The sequence below is a fragment of the Streptomyces sp. NPDC053665 genome (assembly GCF_055585285.1).
In genome coordinates this window covers 88,197-112,414 of record NZ_JBVJKK010000006.1, presented here as the reverse complement: position 1 = coordinate 112,414, position 24,218 = coordinate 88,197, and the positions used below count along the sequence as shown (strand labels likewise).

At 73.5% G+C, this 24,218-nt stretch carries 19 protein-coding genes and 1 pseudogene; 11 read left to right on the top strand and 9 right to left on the bottom strand.

Going from position 1 to position 24,218, the window contains the following annotated elements; genetic code table 11:
* Window positions 1–105 precede the first annotated feature (105 nt).
* Window positions 106–1,623 (top strand): acyl-CoA synthetase, encoded by a 1,518-nt coding sequence (locus tag ACZ6ZN_RS23730; RefSeq protein ID WP_469649171.1) that lies wholly within the window; start codon window positions 106–108, stop codon window positions 1,621–1,623.
* Between the two features lie 55 nt (window positions 1,624–1,678).
* On the top strand, window positions 1,679–2,512 hold the full coding sequence (locus tag ACZ6ZN_RS23725; RefSeq protein ID WP_469649168.1) for an alpha/beta fold hydrolase: 834 nt from the start codon (window positions 1,679–1,681) through the stop codon (window positions 2,510–2,512).
* 70 nt (window positions 2,513–2,582) lie between these two features.
* On the opposite strand, the gene ACZ6ZN_RS23720 is transcribed toward ACZ6ZN_RS23725, so the two are convergent.
* Window positions 2,583–4,421, bottom strand: coding sequence for an alkaline phosphatase family protein (locus ACZ6ZN_RS23720; RefSeq protein WP_469649165.1), 1,839 nt, complete (start codon window positions 4,419–4,421; stop codon window positions 2,583–2,585).
* Window positions 4,422–4,623: 202 nt separating this feature from the next.
* Between ACZ6ZN_RS23720 and ACZ6ZN_RS23715 the strand changes: the two genes are divergently transcribed.
* From ACZ6ZN_RS23715 to ACZ6ZN_RS23705, 3 genes and pseudogenes are all read left to right on the top strand, one after another.
* Window positions 4,624–4,866: a DUF397 domain-containing protein gene (locus ACZ6ZN_RS23715; protein ID WP_369194108.1), complete on the top strand. Its 243-nt coding sequence runs from the start codon at window positions 4,624–4,626 to the stop codon at window positions 4,864–4,866.
* A gap of 137 nt (window positions 4,867–5,003) precedes the next feature.
* Window positions 5,004–5,907 (top strand): annotated as a pseudogene (locus ACZ6ZN_RS23710) (universal stress protein).
* A 91-nt stretch (window positions 5,908–5,998) separates the two neighbouring features.
* Window positions 5,999–6,496 (top strand): hypothetical protein, encoded by a 498-nt coding sequence (locus ACZ6ZN_RS23705; RefSeq protein ID WP_333930152.1) that lies wholly within the window; start codon window positions 5,999–6,001, stop codon window positions 6,494–6,496.
* 85 nt (window positions 6,497–6,581) lie between these two features.
* On the opposite strand, the gene ACZ6ZN_RS23700 is transcribed toward ACZ6ZN_RS23705, so the two are convergent.
* Complete coding sequence (locus ACZ6ZN_RS23700) at window positions 6,582–7,724, bottom strand: aminoglycoside phosphotransferase family protein (protein ID WP_451880094.1); 1,143 nt, start codon at window positions 7,722–7,724, stop codon at window positions 6,582–6,584.
* A 233-nt stretch (window positions 7,725–7,957) separates the two neighbouring features.
* Between ACZ6ZN_RS23700 and ACZ6ZN_RS23695 the strand changes: the two genes are divergently transcribed.
* Window positions 7,958–9,451 carry a DNA-binding protein NsdB gene (locus ACZ6ZN_RS23695; RefSeq protein WP_469649163.1) on the top strand — a complete coding sequence of 498 codons (1,494 nt, stop codon included), beginning with the start codon at window positions 7,958–7,960 and terminating at the stop codon, window positions 9,449–9,451.
* Window positions 9,452–9,465: 14 nt separating this feature from the next.
* On the opposite strand, the gene ACZ6ZN_RS23690 is transcribed toward ACZ6ZN_RS23695, so the two are convergent.
* Both ACZ6ZN_RS23690 and ACZ6ZN_RS23685 read right to left on the bottom strand, forming a co-directional pair.
* Window positions 9,466–10,875 carry a PP2C family protein-serine/threonine phosphatase gene (locus ACZ6ZN_RS23690; protein WP_469649160.1) on the bottom strand — a complete coding sequence of 470 codons (1,410 nt, stop codon included), beginning with the start codon at window positions 10,873–10,875 and terminating at the stop codon, window positions 9,466–9,468.
* Between the two features lie 290 nt (window positions 10,876–11,165).
* A complete protein-coding gene (locus ACZ6ZN_RS23685) occupies window positions 11,166–12,734 on the bottom strand; it encodes an alpha/beta hydrolase (RefSeq protein ID WP_451880091.1) in 1,569 nt (522 codons plus the stop codon).
* A gap of 270 nt (window positions 12,735–13,004) precedes the next feature.
* On the opposite strand from ACZ6ZN_RS23685, the gene ACZ6ZN_RS23680 reads away from it, so the two are divergent.
* Window positions 13,005–13,667: a chaplin gene (locus tag ACZ6ZN_RS23680; RefSeq protein WP_469649156.1), complete on the top strand. Its 663-nt coding sequence runs from the start codon at window positions 13,005–13,007 to the stop codon at window positions 13,665–13,667.
* A 70-nt stretch (window positions 13,668–13,737) separates the two neighbouring features.
* On the opposite strand, the gene ACZ6ZN_RS23675 is transcribed toward ACZ6ZN_RS23680, so the two are convergent.
* From ACZ6ZN_RS23675 to ACZ6ZN_RS23665, 3 genes are all read right to left on the bottom strand, one after another.
* Window positions 13,738–14,472, bottom strand: a complete 735-nt coding sequence (locus ACZ6ZN_RS23675; protein ID WP_451880089.1) for a class I SAM-dependent methyltransferase — start codon at window positions 14,470–14,472, stop codon at window positions 13,738–13,740.
* Between the two features lie 6 nt (window positions 14,473–14,478).
* A complete protein-coding gene (locus ACZ6ZN_RS23670) occupies window positions 14,479–18,783 on the bottom strand; it encodes an aminotransferase class I/II-fold pyridoxal phosphate-dependent enzyme (protein ID WP_469649153.1) in 4,305 nt (1,434 codons plus the stop codon).
* A 118-nt stretch (window positions 18,784–18,901) separates the two neighbouring features.
* The gene (locus tag ACZ6ZN_RS23665) at window positions 18,902–19,387 is read right to left on the bottom strand and encodes a nucleoside deaminase (protein ID WP_469649150.1); all 486 of its coding nucleotides are present in this window, start codon (window positions 19,385–19,387) and stop codon (window positions 18,902–18,904) included.
* Window positions 19,388–19,545: 158 nt separating this feature from the next.
* Here ACZ6ZN_RS23665 and ACZ6ZN_RS23660 point away from each other — a divergent pair, with 158 nt between their 5' ends.
* Window positions 19,546–20,337, top strand: coding sequence for a GNAT family N-acetyltransferase (locus tag ACZ6ZN_RS23660; protein ID WP_469649148.1), 792 nt, complete (start codon window positions 19,546–19,548; stop codon window positions 20,335–20,337).
* A gap of 65 nt (window positions 20,338–20,402) precedes the next feature.
* Here the strand turns inward: ACZ6ZN_RS23660 and ACZ6ZN_RS23655 are convergent, their stop codons facing one another.
* A complete protein-coding gene (locus ACZ6ZN_RS23655; RefSeq protein WP_451880085.1) occupies window positions 20,403–20,843 on the bottom strand; it encodes an SPW repeat protein in 441 nt (146 codons plus the stop codon).
* Between the two features lie 227 nt (window positions 20,844–21,070).
* On the opposite strand from ACZ6ZN_RS23655, the gene ACZ6ZN_RS23650 reads away from it, so the two are divergent.
* Window positions 21,071–21,244 (top strand): hypothetical protein, encoded by a 174-nt coding sequence (locus ACZ6ZN_RS23650; RefSeq protein ID WP_369194118.1) that lies wholly within the window; start codon window positions 21,071–21,073, stop codon window positions 21,242–21,244.
* A gap of 639 nt (window positions 21,245–21,883) precedes the next feature.
* On the opposite strand, the gene ACZ6ZN_RS23645 is transcribed toward ACZ6ZN_RS23650, so the two are convergent.
* Window positions 21,884–22,933: an acyl-CoA dehydrogenase family protein gene (locus tag ACZ6ZN_RS23645; protein ID WP_469649144.1), complete on the bottom strand. Its 1,050-nt coding sequence runs from the start codon at window positions 22,931–22,933 to the stop codon at window positions 21,884–21,886.
* A 47-nt stretch (window positions 22,934–22,980) separates the two neighbouring features.
* On the opposite strand from ACZ6ZN_RS23645, the gene ACZ6ZN_RS23640 reads away from it, so the two are divergent.
* Window positions 22,981–23,145 (top strand): hypothetical protein, encoded by a 165-nt coding sequence (locus tag ACZ6ZN_RS23640; protein ID WP_469649141.1) that lies wholly within the window; start codon window positions 22,981–22,983, stop codon window positions 23,143–23,145.
* Between the two features lie 167 nt (window positions 23,146–23,312).
* Window positions 23,313–24,203, top strand: coding sequence for a glycoside hydrolase family 19 protein (locus tag ACZ6ZN_RS23635; protein ID WP_398108307.1), 891 nt, complete (start codon window positions 23,313–23,315; stop codon window positions 24,201–24,203).
* The last annotated feature ends 15 nt before the right edge of the window (window positions 24,204–24,218 follow it).

The following is a 24,218-nucleotide window of genomic DNA, read 5'->3' as shown; positions in this document are numbered from 1 at the left end:
CCCCTCGGCGCGGGGCTCGCTGACGAGCGATCAGACGGGGGAGAGGTGGCGGGCCGCCGGTGCACCTGCTTGACCCGCTGCCGGGCCGAACCGAGGATCGTCGTCATGACGACGCCCGCGACGACCCCGCCCGGACACGACAGCACGGTCGACGGACTCCTGCGGCGCAGCGCCCGGCGCACCCCCGCCCGCGTCGCCGTGGAGTACGGCGAGCGCACCTGGACCTACCGGGAACTGGACACCGCCGTCTCCCGCGCGGCGAGCGTGCTGCTCGGCCTCGGACTGTCCCCGGGCGACCGGGTCGGCGCCTACGGCCACAACTCCGACGCCTACCTGATCGCCTTCCTGGCCTGCGCCCGCGCCGGCCTCGTGCACGTCCCGGTCAACCAGAACCTCACCGGCGACGATCTGGCCTACATCGTCTCCCAGTCGGGCAGTTCGCTCGTCCTCACCGACCCGGACCTGGCCGCCCGGCTCCCCGGCGGGCCACCGGCGCTGCCCCTGCGCGACGCCGACGGCTCGCTGCTCGTCCGGCTGGAGGGGGTACCCGTGTACGACGGTCCCGAGCCGCGCGGCGAGGACCTCGTGCAACTGCTGTACACGTCCGGCACGACGGCCCTGCCCAAGGGCGCGATGATGACGCACCGGGCCCTGGTGCACGAGTACCTGAGCGCCATCACCGCGCTCGATCTCCGCGCGGGCGACCGCCCCGCGCACGCGCTGCCGCTGTACCACTCGGCCCAGATGCACGTCTTCCTGCTGCCGTACCTGGCCGTCGGCGCGACGAACATCATCCTCGACGCACCGGACGGCGACCGGCTGTTCGACCTGATCGAGACGGACCGGGTGGACAGCCTGTTCGCCCCGCCCACCGTGTGGATCGCCCTGTCCCACCGCCCCGACTTCGCCACCCGCGACCTGAGCGGCCTGCGCAAGGCCTACTACGGCGCGTCGATCATGCCGGTGCCGGTGCTCGAACGGCTGCGGGAGCGCCTGCCGGGCCTGGCCTTCTACAACTGCTTCGGACAGAGCGAGATCGGCCCGCTGGCCACCGTCCTCGCACCCGATGAGCACAAGGGCCGCATGGACTCCTGCGGGCGGCCCGTGCTGTTCGTCGATGCCAGGGTGGTCGACGAGGACGGCAAGGACGTGCCCGACGGCACCCCCGGCGAGATCGTCTACCGCTCCCCGCAACTGTGCGAGGGCTACTGGGACAAGCCCGAGGAGACCGCCGAGGCCTTCCGCGACGGCTGGTTCCGCTCCGGCGACCTCGCGGTGCGCGACGCCCACGGCTACTTCACCATCGTCGACCGGGTGAAGGACGTCATCAACTCCGGTGGTGTCGTCATCGCGTCCCGCCAGGTCGAGGACGCCCTGTACACCCATCCGCAGGTCGCCGAGGCCGCGGTCGTCGGCCTGCCCGACGAGCGGTGGATCGAGGCCGTCACAGCCGTCGTCGTCCCGCACGGACAGGTCACCGAGGCGGAGCTCATCGACCACGTCCGCGAGCGGCTCACCCCCTACAAGGCGCCGAAACGGGTGGTGTTCGTCGACGAACTCCCGCGCAACGCCAGCGGAAAGATCCTCAAACGCCTGCTCCGGGACGACCTCGGCAAGCGGTAGAGCGGCCGGCCGGCCCGCTTGTGCCGGACCCGCCCCGGGCGCGAGGATCCACGCCATGCCGATCTTCGACGCCCCGGACGGGACCAGACTCGCCTTCCACCGGCTCGGCGAAGGAGAGCCGCTGGTCGTGCTGCCGGGCGGCCCCATGCGGGCCTCCGCCTACCTGGGGAACCTCGGCGGGCTGGACGCCCACCGGCAGCTGGTGCTGCTCGACCTGCGCGGTACGGGGGAGTCGCAGACCCCGGCGGACCCGGCGACGTACCGCTGCGACCGGCTCGTCGACGACGTCGAGGCGCTGCGGCTCCACCTGGGCCTGGAGCGGATGGACCTGCTCGCGCACTCGGCGGGCGGGAGTCTCGCCATGCTCTACGCGGCCCGGTATCCGCAGCGGGTCGCACGGCTGGCGCTGGTCACCGCCACTCCCTGGGCCCTGGGGTGGCCCGCGACGGCCGACGACCGGCGTTCCGCGGCCCGGCTGAGGGCCGCGGAACCCTGGTTCGCGGAGGCGTTCCCGGCGTTCGAGGCCTGGCTCGACGGTTCGGGCGACTTCGACGCGGTGTTCGTACCGTTCTTCCACGGACGCTGGGACGACACCGCCCGGGCCCATGCCGGCCGCGAGGAGGCCGAGACCAACGACGAGGCGGCCGACGCCTACGGCGGTGACGGCGCCTACGACCCGGAGGCGACGCGCGGCGCACTGGCCCTCCTGGCCGCCCCGGTGCTCGTCCTGGCGGGCGAGGCCGACGGCGGACCGGCCCCCGGCCTCGCCCGCCGGACCGCCGGGGTCTTCCCGCACGCCGAGTGCGTGGTGCAGCCGGGCGCGGGGCACTACCCGTGGCTCGACGACCCGGAGTGGTTCACCGGCCGCGTGTCCGCCTTCTTCGCCTGACCGCGCGCCGGCCGGCCGCACGCCGGCCGACCGCGGGGCACGCGGTCGGGCCGTCGGCCGGACGGCCCGGTCACGGCTGGGGGCCGTAGGCCGTCATGAAGCGGTCGCGGAACCGGTCCATGCCCCAGCGGGGCGCGTCCTTCGCCGGCTTGAGGCCGTCGGTCCACCCCCAGTCGGCCATGCGGTCCAGGACCTTGCTGTCCTTGGCGACGATGCTGATCGGCACGTCCCTGCCGGTGTCCCCGGCGAGGACGGTCGGCACCGGCTGGTGGTCGCCGAGGAAGACCAGGACCGTGTCCTCGTCGCCGTAGCGCCGCATCCACTCGGTCAGGCTGCGGATCGAGTACGCGATGGCCTTGCGGTACTCGGCGCGCACCTTCTCCGGGTCCTTCCAGACCTCCTTCGGGTCGGTGCCCTCCTTCTTGATCCGGTGGAACACCGAGCCGTCGCCGAGGTCCTCCCAGTCGATCATGTGCGCCACGGGGGACCAGGGGTTGTGACTGGAGGCCAGGATGATCTCCGCCATGATCGGCTCGCGGTCCTTCTTCCCGTGCTCCAGGCGCTGGAAGGCCTCCATGCTGAACTGGTCGGGCACCGGCGTCCAGCTGAAATAGGGGCCGTGGTAGCCGAGGTGCTCGGAGTCGTAGATGTGGTCCAGGCCGAAGAACTTCCCCTCCGGCCAGGCCCGCCGCACGCCCGGCACGATGCCGACGGTCCGCCAGGCGCCCGTCCTGCCGAAGTACTTGGTCAGCGTCATGCGGTCGCTGGTGGTCAGACTGCGGTAGCGCTGCTGGTTCTTGATCCACAGTCCGGACAGGAACGTCGAGTGGGCGAGCCAGCTGCCCGCGCCCGTCACCGGCGAGCGCAGCCAGCCGCTGCGCGAGGCGAACCCGGCGGACTTCAGCCCGGCCGTGCCCTCCTCGAGGACGGCGCCGGTCTGCGCGGCCATCGCCGGATCGTCGATCGCCACCCGGCCGTAGCTCTCGATGAAGGTGAACAGGACGTCCTTGCCCCGCAGTCCCGTCAGCAACCGGTCCGGCGGGGTCTCGGCGAAGGCGTCCACGGCGGCCTGCTGACGGAACACCCGCGCGTCCCGCAGCCCCGCCCGGACCTGTTCGACACGGTTGCCGACGAAGTCCGCGTTGCCCTTCGTGGCGATCGGCACGGTGCCGATCTGCAGGCCCAGCGTCATGCAGGTCATCCACGCCGTGCCCAGGACGAGCACGGTCCGGCCGGCGGTCTGCCGGTGCCGCACCATCAGGTTCGTCAGCCGCACCACCGCCAGCGTCGTCAGCACCAGCAGCGCGACGAACAGCACGACCACGGCGGTCACCGCCAGGACCTGGCCGGTGCGGCCGAACGACTCCCGCAGGAAGTCCGTCGCGTCGTCGAGCAGGATCCAGTCCAGGACCAGGTCGAACGGCCGCGCCAGGACCTGGTAGAACCCCATGTCCAGGAACTTCAGGACGGTCAGCAGCCCCAGCAGCACCCCCGTCACGACGGCCGTGATCCGCCGCGGCCTCGGCGGCAGTGCGAGCAGCAGCCCGGCCAGCAGCACGCCCTCGGCGGGGATCCGGACGAACGACGTGAACTCCAGCCGCTCGATCCGGTTGGGCACGAGCAACGCGAACAGCACGAGCACGCCGGCCAGGACGGTGATCGCGAGCGAGGTCCACCGAGCGGCCCGGGGATGACGCCGGCCGAGCCAGCCGGGCCGCCGCCCGTCCCCGGCGGCCCCGGAGTCCGCCGTACCGCCGCTCCCGTCCTCGCCGGGAGCGTCCTCCCCCGGGGCCGGAGACGGGTCCGGGGCCGGGATCCGGCCGGGTGCCGGCCCGGTGCCGTCGTCGTCCGGTTCCGTTCCGCTCGCGGCCGGGTCCGGCTGAGGGCGGGAGCGAGTGAAAGGCGACACCCGGTGGTCCTTCCGTGCGGTCGTGCAGAGGTGCAAAGGCATGGCGAACAGAGCCCTCGCGCGGGCCTGCCCCCACCAGTACGTCCGGACGTCACCTCCAGTTCAATCGCCACCGCGGAAAGGTCCCCCTCACGTGCCCTGTCGGCGGTGGGGCCCGGTCGCTAGGCTGGCCGCGGACGACGAAATGGGGAGGAGCACGGACGTGCCCGAGACCACCACCCAGCAGCGCCCGTTCACGGGCTGGGACAAGCCGGACCTGGACCTCAGCAACGCACACTGGCAGTCCAGCAGCCGCGGCCGGGGAGATGTGCAGATCGCCTTCGTCGAAGGCTTCATCGCCATGCGCAACAGCGCCCGGCCCGAGAGCCCCTCCCTGATCTTCACGCCCGACGAATGGGGCGCGTTCGTCTCGGGAGCCCGGGAGGGCGAGTTCGACCTCACCTAGCGGGCGCCGGCGGCGGCCGGTCCGGGGGTGTTCCCGCGGCGATCGCGGACACGAGACCTGAGGCATCCTCCCGGAGCCGCCGCGCACGTCGGCCCGGCACCGGGAGGGACGGTCGTATCCCGGAAGGTGAGGAACCCATGAGCACCCTGCCGGTCGTCGCGGCGGTCGACGGTTCGGACGACAGCCTGCGCGCCCTCGACTGGGCCGTCGACGCCGCACGCCGGCGTGCGGCGCCCCTGCGCGTGGTCCATGTCCGCCAGTACGCGCACTGGGCCCAGCCCGACGTCCTCACCGCGGGCCCGGCGGATCCGCAGGACGACCCCGTCCTCGACCGCGTCCGCGCCCACCTCGAAGGACGCCCCGGCCCGCCGGACACGCGCTGCACCGGCCCTGGAGGGCGCCATCGGCGTCGTCCTGCCCGAACTGGGCGCCGAGGCGCAGCTGCTGGTGCTCGGCTCCCGGGGCCGCGGCGGCTTCGCCAGTCTGCTGCTCGGCTCCACCAGCATGGCCGTCGCCCGTGACGCCGCATGCCCGGTCGTCGTGGTGCCCCGGCCCGGACGCGAGGCGCCCGGCGACGCGGGGTCCGGCCCGCGCTCGCGCGTGGTCGTCGGACTGAAGGTGGACGGCCCCGACGAGGCCACCCTGGAGTTCGCCTTCACGGAGGCCGCCCGGCGCGGCGCCCGCCTCCGGGCCGTCGCCGCATACCCGTGGCCGGCGCAGCCCTGGATGATGCCCGGGGAACTGCCCCCGCCGATCGTCGAGCAGAACCGCATCGAGGACGAGGCCCGCGTCCTGGCCGACGGCTTCCTCGCCCCGTACCGCGAGCGGCATCCCGAGGTCGAGGTCGAGACGGTCGCCGCGGCCGGTGACGCGGCCGGTCACCTGGTCGACGCCTCCGCGGACGCCGACCTCGTCGTCGTGGGCCGGCACCGGCGGCGGCTGACGGCACCGGCCCGCATGGTGGGCTCGGTCACCCAGGCCGTCCTGCTGCACGCCGCGAGCCCCGTCGCGGTGGTGCCGCCCGCCCCCGCCGAGGACTGAGCGCGGCGCGGCCGCGTGCGGCGGCGGCCGGGGCCCATCCGTCCGCCGCCCGCCCGGCGCATCGCAGGCCCGGACACGTACCATGGGCGACATGTCGTTCCTCCGCCGCCGCAGCGCCACGCCCGCCGGGCCCGACTTCGACGTCCTGGCCATGGACCCGGGCGACTGGCCCGGCAACCTGGGCGCGGGACTGCTCCCCGCGCCCGACGGCACCTGCCAGGGCGTCTTCCTGCGCTACGACCTGTTCGGCGGCCGCGGCCCCGCGATGATCATCGGCAATCTGCCCGAGGGATCACCGGCCCGCGAGGTTCCCGAGGGCGAGGTCCCCTTCGAGGTGGCCCAGCTGCTGCTCGCGCTGGAGAACGACGAGGAGGTCACGGTCGTCGACACCGAGGACGTCCCGGTGATGCAGGGCGACAACCTCCTGATCGTCCGGCGCGTGAAGCTCTCCGAGAGCCGGATCTCCTGTGTGCAGTTCGACCGCAGCGACAACGTCCTGGTGACCATCGCCGCCTGGGACCGCCCCATCACGGACGACCTGTACGCGCTGCTCAAGCCGCTGCCCGCGGAGCTGTTCCAGCAGGGCTGAACGTCCAGCAGGGCTGAACGAGCCCCCGCACGCACGAGAAGGGCCGCTGCGCGCCGACCGGCGCACAGCGGCCCTTCCGTCCCCGTCAGCGCGTGCCGACCGCCGCGCGCACGGCCCGGCGGGCCAGCTGGCAGTCGTCGTGCAGCCGCCGCAGCAGCAGCCTCTGCTCCTCGCCGGACGGCGCAGCACCCGGGTGGGCCGCCGCCCCCGGTGCCGCCGGGGCCGTCTCGTGCAGGGAGCGCTGCACGGCCGTCTCACAGGTGCGGATCTCGCGGGTCAGCACCAGCATCAGGTTCACCAGGAAGGCGTCCCGGGACGCCGGGCCCGCCGACTGCGCGATCTGGCTGATCTGACGGCGGGCGACCGGTGCGTCCCCGAGCACCGACCACAGCGTCGCCAGGTCGTAGCCCGGCAGGTACCAGCCCGCGTGCTCCCAGTCCACCAGCACGGGACCGGCCGGTGACAGGAGGATGTTCGACAGCAGCGCGTCGCCGTGGCAGAACTGGCCCATGCCCTGCCGTCCGGAGGCCTGGGCGATGCCGTGCAGCAGCTTCTGCAGGTCGCCCAGGTCGCGGTCGGTGAGCAGACCCAGCTCGTGGTAGCGCGCGATACGGGCCGCGTAGTCCAGCGGGGCGTCGAACGTGCCCGCCGGCGGCCGCCAGGCGTTCAGCCGGCAGATCGCGCCGAGAGCCGCTCTGATGTCCGCGCGCGGCGGCGCCTCGACCGGGTGACGCTGGAGGGCCGCCACCCGCCCGGGCATCCGCTCGATCACCAGGGTGCAGTTGTCCGGGTCCGCCGCGACCAGCCTCGGCGCCCGCACCGGAGGGCGGTGCCGGACGAACGAGCGGTATGCCGCTATCTCGTGGCGGATCCGCTCGGACCAGGCGGGGGAGTGGTCCAGTAAGCACTTGGCGACGGCGGAGCTGCGGCCGGTCGTGCCGACCAGCAGCACGGACCGGCCGCTGCGGCGCAGCACCTGCACCGGGCTGAACTCCGGGCAGATGCGGTGCACCGACGCGATGGCCGTGCGCAGCTGCGCCCCCTGGGGGCCGGACAAGTCGAGTCTCCCGCTGAGCGGTTGGGTGCCGAGGACCGCGCCGCGCCGGGCCCGGCCCGCGCCGAGCACGGGGGTCGCCGGCCGCGCGGGGGCGAGGTAGGGGCCGCTGTCCGCGGGACGCGGGTGGAGCGACCGGGGCGGTGCGGACACGGAGGACGATGCTGCGTACATGGGCGAGACAGATCCCTTCGTGTGCCTGCGACGACAGCGCACCACCCGGCCCGGAGCCCGGGATCACCCTGGGGAATGCCCCTGGGGCGACCGGGTCGGGGTGGCGCGTTCCTACCTGACACCGGATGGCCCGTGGCACACCATCTGGCGCACCCTGGCGAACCCTGGCGAATAGTCGCCCGGCAACTCCGGCGGGGCTACTGTCAACTCAGCCGAGAACCTGGGGGCTTGACGTGAGCGGACAACCCAACACCCGGCTCGCGGACCTGTTCGGCCTGGCCGGCTGGTCCAAGGGCGAACTCGCGAGGCTGGTCAACCGGCAGGCGGCGGCCATGGGCCATCCCCAGCTGGCGACCGACACCTCCCGGGTGCGGCGGTGGATCGACACGGGAGAGATCCCGCGCGATCCGGTGCCGCGGGTGCTGGCGGCTCTGTTCACCGAGCGTCTCGGCCGTGTCGTGACCATCGAGGACCTCGGTCTGGTCAGGCACGGGCGCGCGGGGAAACGGCAGGGCGGCGGGAGTGCGGACTCTCCCGACGGTGTGCCGTGGGCGCCCGAGCGAACCGCCGCGGTCCTCACCGAATTCACGGGAATGGACCTCATGCTCAACCGACGCGGCTTGGTGGGCGCGGGCGCCGCGCTCGCCGCGGGATCCGCACTCAGCAGCGCCATGTACGACTGGCTGCACACCGACCCTGCCCTGACGGCCGGCACCCCCCACCCCGACCACTCCCTGCACGCCGACCCCGCTGGGTTCGACCGCTACGAGGCCGCCCCCATCGGGTCGCAGGAGATCGAGGAACTGGAGCGCTCCGTCGAGGTGTTCCGCGCCTGGGACGCCGCCCGTGGCGGCGGGCTCCAGCGCAAGGCGGTGGTGGGCCAGCTCAACGAGGTGGGCGGCATGCTCGCCTACCGCCACCCGCCCCATCTGCAGCGGCGCCTGTGGGGCGTGGCCGCCAACCTCGCCGTCCTCGCCGGCTGGATGTCCCACGACGTGGGCCTGGAGCCCACGGCGCAGAAGTACTTCGTCATCGCCGCGCACGCCGCCCGGGAGGGCGGGGACCGGCCCCGCGCGGGCGAGGCGCTCTCCCGCGCGGCCCGCCAGATGGTGCACCTGGGCAAGCCGGACGACGCCCTGCACCTGATGAAGCTCGCCACGTCCGGCTCGGGCGACGAGGTGCTGCCGCGCACCCGGGCGATGCTCTGCACCGTGGAGGCGTGGGCGCAGGCCGCCCTCGGCAAGGGGCAGGCCATGCGCCGCACTCTGGGCCGCGCGGAGGACCTGTTCGTCTCCGACCGGGCCGACGCCCCGCCCCCGGACTGGATGCAGACCTTCAAGGAGGAGGACCTGTACGGCATGCAGGCCCTGGCCTACCGGACGCTGGCCGAGTTCGAGCCCGGTGCGGCCGTGCACGCCCAGCACTACGCCGAGAAGGCGCTGGCCCTGCGCGTCGACGGCCGTCAGCGGTCGAAGATCTTCGACTATCTGTCGATGGCGTCCGCCTGCTTCATCGCGGACGACCCGGAACAGGCCGACCGCTACGCGCGGCTGGCCCTGGTGTCGATGGGGTCCAACTCCTCGCACCGCACCTGGGACCGGTTGCGCGAGATGTACCGGCTCACCGCACAGTACTCGGGGTCCCCGAAGGTCCAGGAACTGCGGGAGGAGATCAAGCTGGCCCTGCCCAGGACCAAGAGCAGGGGAACCGGCCGCGCCCCGGCCTGAAGGGTCGCCGGTTCCTAGGCCTCGCCCGTCAGTCTGACGGCGAGCAGGCAGGCGTTGTCCTCCCGCTCGTGCGTGCCGAACTCCTCGACGACCGTCTGCACGCAGTCCTCCGCGGTGCGGTCGCCGGTCAGGCGCGGCGCCAGGCCGAGGAGTCGGTGCGCGGCCGCCGCGCCGGTGTGGCCGGGCACCAGCCCGTCGGTGTGCAGGAGCAGCAGGTCACCCGCCTGCAGCACCTCCTCGGCCTGCCCGTAGACCGGCCCGGAGGTGGCGCCCAGCAGGACGCCGTCCGGGGCGTCCAGCACGCGCCCCGTCCCGCCGCGGAACAGCAGGGGGGCGGGGTGCCCGGCCTGCGCCCACACCAGGGTGCGCGTGCCGGGCCGGTAGCGGCAGCAGACGGCGCTGCCGAGGGCGGGCTGCACCGTGGCGTCGAGTAACTGGTTCAGCCAGCCCATCACCTGGGCGGGGCCGGCCCCGGCCATCGCCATGCCGCGCACGGCGCCCAGCAGCATGGTCATGTTCGACGTGACGGCCACGCCCTGGCCGGTGAGGTCGCCGACGCTCAGCAGCGTGTCCCCGTCGCTCAGTTCGAGCGCGTCGTACCAGTCGCCGCCGATCGGCGTCCGTGTGGACGCCGGCAGGCGGCGGGCGGCGAGGTCGAGCACGCCGGGGACGCGGTGCGGAAGCCGCAGGGAGCCGCGCCAGGGCGGCAGCGCGGCCTCCTGCAGCTCGGCCGCGAGCCGCTGCTCGCTGCGCGCGGCCTCCCGCCGGCGGTGCAGCGAGTCACGGGTCTCGCTCACCGCCCGCTCACTGCGGCGCAGTTCACTGACGTCGCGCAGCACGGCCCACATCGAAGCCGTGCTCCCGTCGGTGTCGAGCACCGGTTCGCCCATCATGTGCACGGTGCGCACGTCCCCGTCCCGGCGGGCGATGCGGAACTCGCCGTCGATGGGCCGGGCGTCCACGAGGCAGTTGGTGACCATCGCCGTCAGTCCCGGCCGGTCCTCGTCCAGCACGACCGACGGCAGTTCATCGAGGGTCAGCGGGGCGGCGGCGGGGTCGCGGCCCAGGATCCGGTAGAGCTCCTCCGACCAACTGGCCTCGTCCGTCAGCAGGTTCCACTCCGCGCTGCCGACCCGGCTGAGCAGCGAGCCCCCCGGCGCCGGCTCAGTCGCCGCCGTCGTGGGCGGCGGGCCGTCGCGCAACTGGGCCAGGTGCTCGTCGAGGTCGTCGAGCTGGTGCAGGGCCAGGTCGTACAGCGCCCGCTGCCAGCGGCCCCGGGGGTGGTCGGGCTCGTCACCCGCCGCGTCCCGGCGCACCGCGTCCACATCGCCCTTGAGCCGCCGCGTCTGCGATATCAGCGCGTCGACCGAGCCGCGGCCGGGCGGCTGGGCGGCGGGGCGGTCCGCGGAGAGGTGGGACGGCATGACGGACTCCGATGCGGGGACGGTACGACCAAGGCGGACGGAGGGACCGTTACGACTGTTGCACAGCCCGCGACGGCCTGTAAGGGATTTGGCACCACACGATACGGTGGTGCTTCTGGCATATGCCACCGTCTCACCGGGTTACTCGGAGGTAGGCGCCCCGGGTGCCCCCGGCGATCCCAAGTCGTAGCGTACACAGGGGGTTTGACGACCCGTCGGGTCACCCGCGCAGTGCTGCGGCACATGTTCGACGGCCCTGTGTTCGACGGCTCGGTGCTGCCCGGACGTCCTCACTCCGCGTCGTGGTCGGAGCCGCAGGAGCTGCCGTCCGGCGGCAGGGTGCCGTAGAGCAGGAAGGCGTCGACCTTGCGCTGCACGCACGTGGAGGAGCCGTAGCCGGTGTGTCCCTCGCCCCGGTTGTCCAGCACCACGGCCGAGGAGCCGAGGCGCTTCGCCGTCTCCACCGTCCACCGATACGGCGTGGCCGGATCGCCCCGGGTGCCGACGAGCAGCATCCGCGGACCGTCGACGTCCTTCACCTTCTCGCGGATGTAGTCGGTGCCCTTGGGGCGGCCGTAGCACATCAGCACCTGGGTCAGCCGGTACCGGCCGAAGACGGGCGAGGCCTCCTCGTAGCGGGCGCGCAGCCGGTCGAGATCACGCGTGACCTGCGCGGCGGCCGGGCGGTCGGGGTCGTCCGCGCAGTTGACCGCCATCAGCGCCGCCGGCAGGTTGTCCATGGGGACGTCCTGCGGGTCGGTCAGCCCGGCGTGCGGAGCCCGCCCCGGGGTGGTGGCGAACCCTCCGGACAGGAAGGCCTCCAGGCCCCGGGTGTCGCCCTCCTCCAGCAACTGCGACAGGGCCCGCTGGAGCGAGGGCCACAGCGCACGGCTGTAGAGGCCCTGCCCGAGGGCGCCGGCGAAGTCCTGCCCGGAGAACGCCTCGCCGAAGTCCGTCGGCACCGGGTCCCTGTCCAGCGCCTTCACCACCTGAACGACCCGTTCCCGGGCCTCGCGGGGGTTGCGGCCGAAGGGGCAGGCGATGTCCTCGGTGCACCAGGTGAGGAAGTTCTCCAGAGCGGTCTGCTGTCCCTGTGCGCTCACCACGCCCTGCTCGGCCAGCGGCTCGGTCAGGGTGTCGACGCCGTCCAGCACGATCCTGCCGACCTTGCCGGGGAACTCCGCCGCGTACACGGCCCCGAGCCGGCTGCCGTAGGAGAAGCCGAGGTAGTTCAGCTTGCCGTCGCCGAGGGCGGCGCGCATGACGTCGAGGTCGCGGGCCGCGTTCACCGTGCCGATGTGGGGCAGGACCGGGCCGGAGTGCTCGGCGCACGCGGCCGCGGCGGCGCGCAGTTCCTCGAGCACGACGCGGGCGTCGCCCCCGTCGGCGGCCTCGTCCGCCGCGGCCAGGGCGTCGGGGGCGTTCCCGCAGCTGACCGGTGAGGAGCGGCCGACCCCGCGGGGGTCGAAGGAGACCACGTCGTAGCCGTCCGTCAGGCCCATGAAGTCCTTGCCGCCCATGGCCAGTTGGGCCACGCCCTGACCGCCCGGGCCGCCGAAGTTCAGCAGCACCGAGCCGCGGGAATCGCCCGTGGCACGGTAGCGGGCGACGGCGAGGTCGAGCGTGCCCTTGCCGGGGTGCGCGTAGTCGAGCGGAACGGTGACCTTGCCGCACTGCAGATCCTTCGGCATCTCCACGCCCGCGCACCTCGACCAGGCGACCTTCTGGTCGTAGAAGCGGGCCAGGCCGGGCGACGGCGCGTCGACGGCCGGCAGTGCGATGCCCAGCAGGGCGAGACCGGCCGCCGCCGTGACCGCGCAGCGCCGTATCGGAGGGCGCGTGGACAGCTTGGGCAGCATGGATGCCTCCAGGGACGCAGGGCTTCGCAGCGGACCGGGAAACGGCGCCCTCGCCCACGATAAGCGCACCCCGGAACCCTCGCCTCCGCACGCGTGGCCGCCCGGGGCTGCGCCCGGCGAGCGGCATACGAAGGGCTTTACCGCTAGTTCGACAAGCAGGACGCTCGATGGAGTGAAAGACCGATCAGCCATAACTCCGACCGGGCGGCGGGCGTTCTACCCGGTGCGGGTGAGTGCCCGCGACGACGATGTCTGGAAGGCAGGCACCCCATGAAACGGGTCACCCGAAACGGCATGATCGCCGTCGCCGCCGCCTCGGGCGCGATGGCCATGACCGCACCGGCGTACGCAGGCGCCGGGGCGGACGGCGCCGCCGCCGGATCGCCCGGACTGGTCTCCGGCAACACCGTCCAGCTCCCGGTGCACGTCCCGGTGAACGCGTGCGGCAACACCGTGAACGTGGTGGGGCTGCTCAACCCGGCCGCGGGCAACGCCTGCGCCGACGTGGACGAGGGACACCACGGCCCGAAGGGCGCCGCCGCCGGGGGCACCGCCAAGGACTCCCCGGGCGTGATCTCCGGCAACGGCGTGCAGCTGCCCGTCGACCTGCCGGTCAACGTCACGGGCAACTCGGTGAACGTGGTGGGCGTCGGCAACCCCGCCACCGGGAACACGTCCGTGAACACCCCGGACGGCCCGCCCGCGCGGCCCGACCGCCCCCGCCCGCCGAAGCCCGAGCCGGAGCCGGAGCCGCCCACCCGGCCCCGGACGCTCCCCGCTCCCGCCCCGGTCCCGCACGCCGCCCCCCACACCCGGGCCGCCCTGGCCCACACGGGCACGGACCACGCCCTCCAGACCGTCGCGGCGAGTGCGGCGCTGCTCGCCGGCGGAGTCCTGCTGCGCCGGCGCTTCCGCCCCGGCTCCGAGCGCTGAACCCCGGCGCACGCCACCGGGCCGCGCCGGACGGGCACGGATCCTCCGCCGGGCCCGGCCGCGTCCCCGCTCACACCGCGTCCGCCACCCCCGTCAGCAGCACCATCCCGGAGTCGCCGTAGTCCGGCAGCGTCGGGTCCACGTCGATGCGGGTCACGTCCAGGTCGCGGGTGAGCGGGGCGAAGACCTCCGTGACGGTGTCCGGGTTCACCGGGCAGCCCGGCCAGCGTGACGCCGGGCCGATGCGGTACGTCGGCATGTTCTCCATGAACGCGGCCACGAGGTGACCGCCCGGCAGGACGGTCCGCACGAACAGGCGGCAGAAGTCGGCGAACTCGCCGAAGTCCTCCGTCGCGCCCTCGGCGACGAAGTGCATCGAGGCCAGCTCGTACGTCCCCGGCCGCAGGGTGCGGACGTCGGCGTGGACGACGTTCACCGGGGCGAGCGCCCCCGCCAGGGTCGCCGGGACGTCCGGGTTGAGCTCCCGGCACAGCGCGTGGAAGGGCAGCCAGCTGGCGTCCGGGCGGTGGCATATCTGGTTGGTCAGATAGCCGACGTTGCTCGCCCCGGCCTCCACCGCGTCGATCCGCCGGCACGCCGCCGACGCCAGCATCAGCGGGTACAGGTTGGGCCCCGCCCCGAACTCCACCGAACGCCCGATCGCCCCCGGCGCGAAACGCCGGTAGAAGGCGCTGTGGTGGGCGATGACCGCCGCGTCCGACGGATGCACCTCGCGGTAGTTCTCCGCCAGGTAGTCGGCGACCGGCCAGCGGTCCCAGTCCACGTCGTCGTTGTGCGTCGTCATGGCCGTTCAGCCCTTCATCCGCAGCGGGAAACGCTCGGACAGCCGGGTCAGGGTCCCGTTCAGATGATCGATGTCCTCGTCGGAGTTGAGCGCCGTGAGCTGGACGCGGAAACCCACCCGGTCGCGCGGCACCAGCGGATAGGCCGCCAGCGTCACATAGACCCCCTCCTCCCACAGGAACGCCGCGACCGCGTCCAGGTCCGCCGGATTGGCCAGCGGCACCTCCACGATCGGCAGCCGGTCCGCGTTCAGGGTGCTCACCCCCATGCCGTCGAGGTGGTCCAGCACCCGCACCGTCTTGCGGTACAGGTCGGCCCGGATGGCGTCCCCGCGGCGCTCGTTGACGTCCAGGCCCGACAGGGCCGTCGCCAGGGACGCGGTGGGGGAGGGCCCCGAGTACAGATAGGGCGCCGCCGCGGTCTTCAGCCGGTTCTTCAGCTCCGACGGCAGCGCGAGGAACGCCAGCAGGGACGAGTACGCCTTGGAGAACCCGCCGACCAGCACGATCCCGTCGTACGACTCCCCGGTGTGCCGCACCACGCAGTTGCCGCGCATGCCGTACGGACACGGCTCGCCCGGGCCCCGTTCGCCGATCACGCCGAAGCCGTGCGCGTCGTCGACGTACAGCGTCGCCCCCTCGGCGCGGCACACCGCGGCCAGCGCGGGCAGGTCGGGGATGTTGCCGCTCATGCTGTTCACGCCGTCCAGGCACACCAGGCGGGGCGTGCCCGGCGGGACCGCGGCCAGGGAGGTGCGCAGTTCGTCCAGCCGTTCGGCGTGGAAGCGGTGCAGGGTGGCGCCCTGCGCCCGGGCCACCACGCAGCCGTCGTAGACGGTCCGGTGCGCCGTGGCCTCCACGAAGATGTGCCCGTCCTCGGCCAGCGCCGGGATCACCGACGAGTGCACCAGGGTCAGCGTCGGCAGCAGCAGGGTGTCCGGCGCGCCCAGCAGCGCGGCGAGCCGCTCCTCGATGTCCGGGTACAGGCGCGGACTGCCCAGCAGCCGCGACCAGCTGGGGTGCGTGCCCCACCGGCGCACCGCCGGCTCCACGGACCCCATGACCTCCGGGTCCCAGTCGAAGCCCAGGTAGTTGCAGGAGGCGAAGTCGATCAGCCAGTGGTCGCCGCTGCGGATGTGCCGGCCGCGCACCTCGTCGAGGACCGCGTCGCTCATCGGGCTGGTGCGCCGCAGGTGCTCCAGATCCGCCCAGCGCGCCTCCCTGCGCCCGCGGGCCGCGTCCATCCGCGGCCGCCGGGGCCGGGGCGGTGCGAAGGGACGGGCGCTCGGCTCGCGCAGCACGTGCGCGCTCTGCTGCACCGTCATGGGCCGGGCGAACAGGAAGCCCTGCCCGAAGCGGCACCCCATGCTCGCCAGCAGGTCCCGCTGCGAGGTGTCCTCGATGCCCTCCGCGATGACCTGGAGCCCCAGCGTGTCGGCGATCCGCACGATCCCCTCGACCAGGGCGACCTGCTGGGCGTCGCGGGCGATGTCGTCGATGAACGACTTGTCGATCTTCAGCACGTCGATGGGGAAGTCGCGCAGGTAGCGCAGGGAGGAGAAGCCGGTGCCGAAGTCGTCGACGGCGATGTGCACCCCGAGTTCCTTCAGGGTGTTCAGCACCGTCTGCAACCGGTCGTCGCGTTGCAGCAGCACCGTCTCCGTCAGCTCCAGTTGCAGCGACCCCGGTTCCAGCCCCGGCGTGCTCAGTGCCTGGCCGACCTGTTCGATGAAGCCCGCGTCGCGGAACTGGCGGGCGGAGACGTTCACGCTCACGTACGGCGGGCGGGCGGGCCCGGGCAGCTTCTGCAGGCCGATGATGTCGTTGACGGCGTTCTCCAGCACCCAGGAGCCGAGCGGCGCGATGTGCCCGGTCTCCTCGGCGAGGCCGATGAACTGCTCCGGGCCGATATGGGGCCGCTGCGCATAGGGCCAGCGCACCAGTGCCTCGAATCCGACGACCTCGCCCGCGGTGATGTCCACGACCGGCTGGTAGCGCAGGTGGAAGGCCTTGTCCGCCACGGCCTTGGCCAGCTGCGTCTGCAGGTCGTGCCGCTCGACCATGCGGCTGCGCAGCAGCGGCCGGAAGCGGCGCCACTGCCGCTTGCCCGCCGCCTTGGCCGCGTACAGCGCGAGATCGGCGTGCCCCAGCAGCTCCTCCGCGTCCGTGCTGTCCCGCGCGGTGGCCACGCCCACGCTGGCCGACACCGTCACCGACTCGTCGGCCAGGTCGAACGGCCGGCCGAGCGTCTGGATGACCTGGGCCGCCAGCAGTTCCGCGTCCAGCGGCTGCTTGGCGTCCTCCATGAGCACCGCGAACTCGTCCCCGCCCAGCCGGGCCGCGGTGTCGGTGCGCCGCAGCGTCCGGGACAGCCGGTTGCCCACCGAGATCAGCAGCTGGTCGCCCGCCCGGTGCCCCATCGTGTCGTTGACCAGCTTGAAGTCGTCCAGGTCGATGAAGAGCAGACACGTCAGGGACGCCTCGCGGCGGCCGCGCAGCAGGGCGCGCTCGATCCGCTCCAGCAGCAGGGTCCGGTTGGGCAGGCCGGTCAGCGAGTCGTGGAACGCCCGCTGCGTCAGCTCCTGCTCCAGCCGCCGCTGCTCGGTGACGTCCCGCAGGGTCACCACCAGGCCGGACACGGTCCGCTCGGCGCGGAAGTCGCTGAAGCGGGCCTCCACCTCGACGCGCTCGTCCCCGCGGCGCACCCACCAGTGGTCGTGCCCCGCCCGCGAACCGTGCTCCCGCAGCGCTGCCAGCTCCCGCCGGGCCCGCCGCCGGTCGGCCGGGTCCACGAGACCCGGCAGCGACACCCCGACCAGTTCCTCGGTGCCGAACACCGAGCGCGCCGACGGGCTGGCGTACCGAATGGTGTCGTCGTCCTCGACGATCAGGATGACGTCGGAGGCGTTGCGCACGAGGGTGCGGAAGTACGCCTCGTTCTCCCGGCGCACCACCTCCTGGCGCAGGGTGACGCGCTCCAGGGCCAGGCCGGCGTGCGAGGCGAGGATCTCCAGCGAGCCCCACGTCTCGTTCAGCTGCCGCTCCGGCGCGGACACCAGCAGGACGCCGGGGACGGTCGCGCCGGGCCGGTCCGGCTGGATCATGGGGCACACCAGCACCGAGGGCAGGCCGCCCAGTCCGGCGGCGATGCGCGGGTCGAGCGCGGCCGGGCTCACCAGCCGGGCGCCGCGGGCGCCCAGGTCCCCGGCCCGCTCGGTGGGCAGCAGCATCGTCCGGTGCGCCACGTCCGCGCCCATCAGCCGGTCGACGGTCGTACGGCACGTCCGGTCGACCTCCTCCGGCCGGAACGCGGAGACCAGGGACGCGGCGGCCGAACGCAGCGCGAGTTCCCGGCTCACGGATCTGCGGTGGGCCACCACCATCCCCGCCAGGCGGAGGATCACCAGCAGGAAGAGCACACCGGAGAACGCCGCGATCACGGCGGCGTCCTGTGTCTCGTGGGACAGCCCCTCGTGCAGCAGGATCCCCGGTGGGATCAGGGTCGCCACGGCGAGCATGACCAGCCGGCGCGGTGGCGGCAGCAGGGACTCGCGCTGCGGCATCGAAGCGGTCAGTTCGACCATGGAGGGGTGCAGCGCGGCCAGGCCCCAGGCGGTGTAGAAGGCGATCCAGCCCAGGTCCAGCAGGGTGCCCGTCTCCCAGACGTCCTTCAGTTGCAGGATGCCGTAGGCGATGTCGAAGACCAGGAGCGTCCCCGTGCCGACGACCAGCAGTTGCACGGCCCGGTTGGGGCCGCTCACCGGGCTCGGGGCCAGCAGGCGGGCCAGCAGGGCCAGCACCAGCACGTCACCGAGGGGGTAGGCGATGCTGATGGCGCGCTGCTGCCAGGTCATCCCCTCCGCGACGGTCAGGGGCTGCACCAGGTACACCCACACGGGCAGCGCCAGACCGGCGGTGATGATCAGCGCGTCCAGCAGGCTCGGCAGGTCGCGGTCGGCCCACCGGTGGCGCACCAGCCCCGACAGGCCGATCGCGAAGAGCAGGTAGGTGAGGAGGTAGAGGGCGTCGGAGGGGGAGGGGAACGGGTTGGAGGCGTCGAAGTACTCCTCCATCACGTTGTAGTAGGTGTCGCCCGCGATGAACGTCAGCAGCCCGCCGGCCAGCACCCACCAGGGCCACGGGTGGGCCGGGCGGTGCAGGCGGGTGCCGGTCGCCACGGCGGCGACGCCCCCGAGCCCGATGACGGCCCACAGCGCCGGAGCCGCCACCGGCAGGGTCATGTAGAGGATGGTCGCGGCTGTGACCATGCCGATGTAGGCGGCCATCAGCCGGTGTGCCGGCAGCGAGGACATGCGCCTCCCCCCGTCGGGGAGACCGGGGCGTACACCTGATCTCGTTGAATCCGATCGTAGGTTCGCCCCGGTGGCCCTGCATCTCGGGCGGCCACCGCCCGCCGGGCCTACCCCCGGCTCAGCCGCGCGCGCGATGCAGCCGCACGTGCAACTCCCGCACCTCGCGCGCCAGTTTCGGCACCGGGCCGTCGACGACTACGCCGGGTGCGACGTCGTGAACGGGGAGTGTCCGCACCGGGGGTGCCGGGACTCCCAACTCCGCGAGCCACGAGGCGAGTTGCTCGGAGGAGGCGACGTAGACGATCCGGCCCAGGCCGACCCAGGCGTGCGCGGCCGCGCACATCGGGCAGTGCTCACCGGACGTGTAGACGGTGGCCGCGGCCCGTTCCCCGGGGGTCATGTGCCGCGCCGACCAGCGCGCCAGTGCGAACTCGGGGTGGCGGGTGCGGTCACCCTCCGCCACGCGGTTGCGGTCCTCCGCCAGCACGGTGCCGTCCGCGCCGGCCAGCACCGAGCCGAAGGGCTCGTCCCCGGCCTCCAGCGCCTCGGCGGCGAGCTCCACGCAGCGGCGCAGAAACGGCAGTTCCGAGTCCTTCACGACCATGGGTGCGGCCCTCTCGCAGCGGGTGTGATCGGCAAGGACCCTACGGTGTGGGCCCCGCCGGGGGAAACGACGGCGCGGCGGGGCCCGGACGGCACCGGGGCGGCCGCCGCGCGGGAAAAGGCGTTGCGGGGGCGGCCGGCCGGTGCTGGAGTTCGGTCATGGATCATCGACACCGGGCGGCGCTGCTCGCCGAGTTCGACCGCGACGTACGGCTCGGGGCGCGGCCGGACGGCCCCGGCGCCCGCGTCGAGCGTGCCGGGGACGTCGTCCGCCATGTCGGCGGTGCGCACAGCTGGAACGGGGTCGTGTGGTCCGCCCTCGACGCGGCTGCGGCGGACGCGGCGATCGCCGCGCAGATCGACCGCTTCGGCGGCCCGCGCGCCGACTTCGAGTGGAAGTTGTACGGGCACGACGGCCCCGCCGACCTGGGGGAGCGGCTGCGCGCGGCCGGATTCGAGCCCGGCCCGGCGGAGACGCTGATGATCGGCGCGAGCGACGGTCCCGCCCGCGCCGCCGAGCCGCCCGAGGGCGTGCGCATCGTGCCGGTCACCGACGCCGCGGGCGTCGGCCTCATGGCGGAGGTCCACGAGAAGGCGTTCGGTTCGGACGGCTCCTGGCTGCGCCGGCAGGTGCTCGCCCGCCTCACGGCGGACCCCGGCAGTGTCGTCGCCGTCGTGGCGATGGCCGGTGACGAGGCGGTGAGCGCCGCCCGCCTGGAGTTCGTGCCCGGCACGAACTTCGCCGGCCTGTGGGGCGGTGGGACGGTCGAGGGCTGGCGCGGCCGGGGTGTGTACCGGGCCCTGGTGGCCCATCGCGCCCGTGCCGCCGCCGCCCGCGGCTACCGCCACCTGCAGGTGGACGCCTCCGAGGGGAGCCGGCCGATCCTGGAACGCCTGGGCTTCGTCCCGCTGACCACGACGACGCCGTACCGGTACACGGGGCGCGGCTGACCGCTCCCGGGGGCACCCGGCCGCTCCCGCGGTCGTCCGTCAGGGGGGCTACGGCCGTCAGGGGGCTACGGCCTCGGCGCGGCCTTCGCCGCCGTACCGGCGCACACCAGGCCCAGGACCACGGCCAGGGCGCCGATGACGATGTTGTTCCACACGACACCGGCGTCCGGGCTGCTGCCGACGATCCAGGGCGAGACGATCATCCACACCCCGAGGGCGCACATGGCCCAGCTCAGGCCGTACATGCGCTCGGGAGCACGGGTGAAGCCGAGCGCCAGCAGTCCGATGGCGATCCCCATGATCAGGTTGTGGGCCGCGACGGACGGCTGGCTCGCCGTGTAGTGGACGATCCACGGCGACGCGGCGCAGTACAGACCGAGCAGGAACACCGGTCCGTCGACGAGCGCCACATCGCGGCCGCCGAGGACCCGGGCGTACCGGTCCCGCATCTCGGAGGCATCGGGGTGGCTGGTGATGTCACCTCGGGTGGGCGAGACGTTGGCCATGACTCGTCTCCTTCATGTGCAGGGCGCCCGCGTCTGGAGGGGAGTGCGGGAAACGCCATATAAGCGTCATTCTGCTCTTATTTTTCCTTTATGTGTAGATGCGGCGGGTGATGCGAAGCTCGAACGCCCGTACATGTGCGGGCGGATCGGGGGCAACCGGATGGGTACGACAGCGACCGAACGACGCGGCCCCGGTGGGCGGCGCGGGACTGGGGAGGGCAGCGGACGTGACTGCGGCCATCAGTGCGAAGGTGTTGGAACGGTTCCCGGCGGGATCCCCCCGTGGTTCGTGGCCGGCGGAGGAGTACGCGGCGCGCCGCCGCGCCGAGGGCGAGGCCGCCACGGTCGTGATGGACCTGGAGTCGGACGCCTTCCTCGTGGTCGTCCCGGACGAGGACTGACCGGGACCGACACGGACCCGCTGCGGGGGGCCCGGAGCGACGGCCATCGCCCTGCGCCCCCTGCGGCTGTCGCCCTACGCCCCCTGCGGCTGTCGGCCTGCACTCCTCGCGGTTGTACGCCGTGCGCTCCTCGCGGCTGTCGCCCTGTGCCTCTCGCGGGTGTCGGCCTGGGCGCCTCACGGATGTACGCCGTGCGCCTCTCGCGATTGTCGCCGTGCACCCCTCGGGCGTGTCGGCCTGTGCCCCTCGCGGCCATCGCTCCGGGTCCCTCGCGGTTGTACGTCATGCGCTCCTCGCGGCTGTCGGCCTGTGCCTCTCGCGGTTGTATGCAGTGCGCGCCTCGCGCCCGTCACCCCGGGCCCCTTGCCGCTGTCGGCCTGCACCGCTCGCGGCTGTCGGGCTGCGCCCCTCGCAGCTGTCGCCCCGACCCCTTCGCCGCCGTCGCCCCGGTCCCTCGCGACTGTCGCCGTGCGCCCCTGGCCGCTGTCGGCTTGCGCGCCTCGCGGCCATCGCCCGGGCCCTTCCCGGCTGTCGCCCCGGGCCCTTCCCGGCCGTCGCCCCGCGCCCCTCGCGGCCGTCGCCCCGAGCCCCCCGCGGCCGTAGCCCCGCGCCCCCCGCCGGCCGGAGGCCGGGTTGTCCCTAGCCGGTGGCCAAGGACCCCAGGTGGGCGCGGCGTGCGTCGGGCGTCTGTCCCTGGATCAGCAGGAACATCCCCTCGCGGGCCAGGCGCTGCGCGCGGTTGTCCAGGGCCATGGCCCGCCCGCCACCGGCCACCACGGCCGCGGTCGTGGCCGCGCGCATCACGTCGTACGCCCGCGTCCGCACGGCCAGCCGCCGGACGACGCACTCGCGGGTGACGGGCTCGTCGGCCAGGGCGTACGCCTGCCGCCGGACCTCGTCGAGCCGGACGCGCAGCGTCCGGGCCGGCTCCTCGCCGTCCGCGGCCCGCGCCACCAGCTCCAGTGCCGCGTCCGCCACACCGAACACGGCGGGGCCCGCGTTCGCGGCCCGCGCCAGGTCCTCCTCGGCGAACTCCGCCTGCGGCACCCGCCGGACGACGGACTCCTGCGGCACCCACAGGCCGTCCAGGTCCAGGGACACCGTACGGGCGGCCGTCAGGGCCGCGAGCCGCATCGGTGCGGACGCGACCAGACCCGGCTGTTCCCGGGCGTCGGCGAAGGCGAACACCAGCTCCGCCGAGTCCGTCACCCCGGCCAGCAGCATCACGTCGTTCAGCCCCCACCCCGTGTACCAGGGGACCCTGCCGTCGAAGCGCCAGCCGCCCCGCTCGGGGGTGGCCCGCACCGGCACCCGCGGGAAGGCGCGCACGTGCGCGTAGGCGATGCCGGCCATCAGCTCGCCGGTGGCCAGCGGACGCAGCAGCCTCTCCCGGACCGGGCCGTCGTGGCCGGTGAGCATCTTCACGGGCGTGTGGTGCTGGGTCTGCACGAACCAGGTGGAGCAGCACGCCCCGGCCAGGACCTCGGCCGTCCGGCGCGCCACGGAGGCGGGCGCCCCCGCCCCGCCGTACTCCGTCGGTGCGGCCACCCCCAGCAGTCCCGACCGCCTGACCGCCTCGATGTGGCCCGGGGGCACACCCTCCTGGTCGACCCGCTCGGCCTGCGGGACCAGAAGGTCGTGGGCGAGCCGCTGGGCGGTGGTGACGAGGGGGTGCGGTGTGGTGGTCATGCGGGAGATTGTGCTGCCCGTGCGGCGCGGGGCGTCGCTCCGGGGGCGTGCCGTTCGTGGCGCTGAACCGGGCCGCCGCCGCCGCCGTCGCCGTGGCCGTCGCCGTGGCCGAGACGGACGGACCGGGTGCCGCCTTCGCCCTCGTGGACGTGCTCGACCTCGACGGAGCTCCCCCCTCCGACCAGCCGACACCCCAACTGGTCTATACCTGACTGGTCCAGACCCTTGACTGGTACAGACCAACACGGTTGAGTGTGCCCCACAGCCCCCCACCACGGCCGCCCCCACGCCGTGTCCGGTCCGCCGGTGCGTGCGGTGCGGGCGACGCTGCGTCCTGCCCCACCGGGGTGCGGCCGTGCCCCGCAAAGGAGTTGATCCCGTGTCGAGACGCCGTGTCTCCGCCGTCCTGGCCGCCCTCGCCCTCGCCGGCACCGCCCCGGTCCTGCTCCCGGCCACGAACGCCGCAGCCGCCTCCTGCTCCAGCTACCCCAACTGGGTGGCGGGCAAGGCGTACAACGCCGGTGACATCGTCCGCTACACCGACGGCAAGGCCTACGTCGCCGAACACGCCAACCCGGGTTACGACCCGGTCATCAGCACCTGGTACTGGGAGCCGTACGCCTGCGACGGCGGGACCGGCACGCCCAACGCGCGCTTCGTCGTGACGGAGGCGCAGTTCAACCAGATGTTCCCGAACCGGAACTCGTTCTACAGCTACAGCGGCCTGACCGCGGCCCTGAGCGCCTACCCCGGCTTCGCCAACACCGGCAGCGACACGGTGAAGAAGCAGGAGGCCGCGGCCTTCCTCGCCAACGTCAGCCACGAGACCGGCGGTCTGGTGCACGTGGTGGAGCAGAACACCGCTAACTACCCGCACTACTGCGACTGGGGGCAGCCCTACGGCTGTCCGGCCGGGCAGGCCGCCTACTACGGGCGCGGCCCGATCCAGCTCAGCTGGAACTTCAACTACAAGGCGGCGGGCGACGCGCTCGGCATCGACCTCCTCAACAACCCCTGGCTGGTGCAGAACGACTCGGCCGTCGCCTGGAAGACGGCCCTGTGGTACTGGAACACCCAGACCGGACCCGGCAGCATGACCCCGCACAACGCCATGGTGAACGGCGCCGGTTTCGGCCAGACGATCCGCAGCATCAACGGCTCCCTGGAGTGCGACGGCAAGAACCCGGCGCAGGTCCAGAGCCGCGTGAACAACTACCAGCGCTTCACGCAGATCCTCGGGACCACCCCCGGAGGCAACCTCTACTGCTGACGGCGGGCCCACTGA